The following is a 1,916-nucleotide window of genomic DNA, read 5'->3' on the forward strand; positions in this document are numbered from 1 at the left end:
GCAGCACGTTATTGAGGCAATCCAACACATTAACCATGCTAATCATACCGTGGCAAATGCCACCGATGAACAAAATCAGCTGGTAAAATCGTTAGGTGAAGATATTCATAGTATGAGTGAGCTGTCGCAGCAAGGTAAAACAAACTTGAACCAAACGCTGGCGGAATGCACTAAACTAAAACAGCAATTTAGTGCCTTAGAGCACATGGTAAAGAAGTTTAAAGTTTAACTATGAATGACAATACTTCACATAAGCAGCATTGGCTTAAGTTAATCAATACCGACCGTGTTGATCACAGTGATAAACAACGTCAGTTGTTTTCGCTCACCACTATGATCGCCATTGCCATCGTATTGGTTACTAGTTTGATTGTATTAAACTATCAACTCTATACCCCGTTACTCACCACAATGTTAATTTTAATTAATGTGACTTTTATTGGCTGTACAATATATTACTTTAAAAGCAATAATTTACACACCATTAGCGTACTCACTATGGGGGGCGTGTTTGTTTTATGTATTTGCTTGGGCTATACCGGCGGCAAAGAAAACACGGCATTATATTGGTTGATGTTTTACCCTGTGGTGACGTTTGCTGTATTAGGGGTAAAGCAGGGAAGTTGGCTGAGCTTAACCTTACTGGTCTGTTGTATTGGCCTTATTTATGGCCCAGATGTGGGGCAAGCACAGTATGGCGCAGTAGAAAAAACCCGCTTTATTGCGTCTTATTCGTTGGTATCGATATTTTCTTATATCGGAGAATATTTTCGTTATAAAAGCCATTTAACCATTACAGACATTACCTTAGAGCAAACCCAAGATGCCTATACCGACCCATTAACGGGGGTGGCCAATCGGCGCTATATTACGAAGCATTTTTTACCACAAGCCGATGCGCATCCGCAGCAGTATGTGCCGTTTACTATTTTATTGCTTGATTTAGATAACTTTAAACAATTAAATGATACTTTTGGCCACAGCGTAGGCGATAGCGTGCTGGTGGAATTTGCCCGGTTACTGGAAGCACAGTTTCCTGCTAATGCCATTAAAGCCCGCTACGGCGGCGAGGAGTTTATGGTTATTTTACCGCAAGTGTCGTTAGCAAAGGCACTGAAAATGGCGAATGTGTTTCGTGCACAGGTGGCTAAGCAGCGGCTATTCATAGCGGATGGGCCCCACTGTATGCCAACGTGCAGTATTGGGGTGGCACAAGTAAATAACACATCAGAATATCAACACGGGCTGAATCAAGCCGATGTCGAACTATATAATGCAAAAGCCGCCGGCAGAAATACCGTGATGCCAACGGCGGTGCACTAACACCGCGTCGCCCAAATAGGAATAACCATGCGCGAAACTAAACTGATTTATGTACACGACCCTATGTGTAGTTGGTGTTGGGGCTATCGTCCTACGTGGCTTAAATTGAAAGACGCGTTACAGCATAAAATAGCCATTGAATACCGAGTGGGAGGGCTTGCGCCCGACAGCCAAGCGCCGATGCCGCAAGCGATGCAACAGATGCTAGAAAAAACCTGGCATACTATCGCGGCGCAACTAGGGACGCAGTTTAACTTTGATTTTTGGCGCGATTGTGCGCCTAGGCGTTCAACTTATCCGGCGTGTAGAGCCGCGCTGATTGCCCGTAAATACAATAAAGAGCCGCAAATGATCTTAGCCATTCAACAGGCTTATTATTTAGAGGCGCAAAACCCCTCGAATAGCAGTACCTTAATCGCGCTTGCGGAGCAAATTGGCTTAGACAAAACACACTTTAGCCGAGCTCTGCATGCTACTGACGTTAATAATGAGCTTATCGATGAGCTAAATTATGTACGCAGCCTGCCCATTCAAGGGTTTCCATCGTTAGTGTTAATACATCAACAACATGCGAGCCCCATCGCGATTAATTA

At 44.0% G+C, this 1,916-nt stretch carries 2 protein-coding genes and 1 pseudogene; all 3 read left to right on the top strand.

Annotation, left to right across the window (positions count from 1 at the left end):
• Nucleotides 1-229 (top strand): annotated as a pseudogene (locus ABYB02_RS16825) (methyl-accepting chemotaxis protein); the annotation flags it as partial.
• Between the two features lie 2 nt (nt 230-231).
• Complete coding sequence (locus tag ABYB02_RS16830) at nt 232-1,323, top strand: GGDEF domain-containing protein (protein ID WP_372763512.1); 1,092 nt, start codon at nt 232-234, stop codon at nt 1,321-1,323.
• A 27-nt stretch (nt 1,324-1,350) separates the two neighbouring features.
• Nucleotides 1,351-1,916: DsbA family protein (locus tag ABYB02_RS16835; RefSeq protein ID WP_372763513.1), on the top strand; the 566-nt coding region annotated here is incomplete at its 3' end.

Origin of the sequence: Pseudoalteromonas sp. (assembly GCF_041613455.1) — a bacterium.
In the GTDB taxonomy this organism is placed as follows: domain Bacteria; phylum Pseudomonadota; class Gammaproteobacteria; order Enterobacterales; family Alteromonadaceae; genus Pseudoalteromonas.

What these genes read in the sequence shown, in the direction of transcription:
- ABYB02_RS16830 (WP_372763512.1), top strand. Translation starts at nt 232, where the DNA reads ATGAATGACAATACTTCACATAAGCAGCATTGGCTTAAGTTAATCAAT.